Consider the following 567-nt stretch of genomic DNA (forward strand, 5'->3'; position numbering starts at 1 on the left):
GCAGCGGTGGTCGCGGGCATCATCGTGGTCGGGCCCATTGTGTACCTCATCGGCCCTGACTCGCGAACATGCCGGGATCGTGCGTGGTTTTGCGACCTCATCCCGAGGATTGCACAGATGTCGCCAACTTGCCCGGATGATGGCGAACCCGTGAACACTCGAATTTTCACCGAGGAATACGTCGACGCGGAAGTACGCAGGCTCGTCAGCACGGGGGTCTGTCAGGCCGAAGCTATCGCACGCATACACGCTGGATGGGGGGCGAAGTTCGCTCCCGAATATCTCTTGCTTTACGGGGGCGTCGTGCCCCACTAGCCATTCCACCCAGTTCGTAAACCAGGCTTTATCTGATCATCCATACAGTGCTGTATGACCACTGTATTTTGGAATTCGAGTTGGAACCATATTGGAAGCGGGGCGACGGACAAAGAAAAAGGGCTTACGTTTTTCAACGTAAGCCCTTGTTTCGACTGCCTTTTACCACTGCAAAACTGGTCGGAGCGATAGGATTCGAACCTACGACCCTCTGATCCCAAATCAGATGCGCTACCAGGCTGCGCTACGCTC

1 protein-coding gene is annotated in these 567 nt (G+C 55.6%); it reads left to right on the forward strand.

The genetic code is table 11. The features are described from left to right. Positions 1 to 315, forward strand: a 315-nt coding sequence (locus AC1DDH_RS20445) for a hypothetical protein (protein ID WP_476956205.1), incomplete at its 5' end; no start/stop codon positions are given. Positions 316 to 567 lie beyond the last annotated feature (252 nt).

Source organism: Arthrobacter sp. 10T425, from assembly GCF_056393985.1.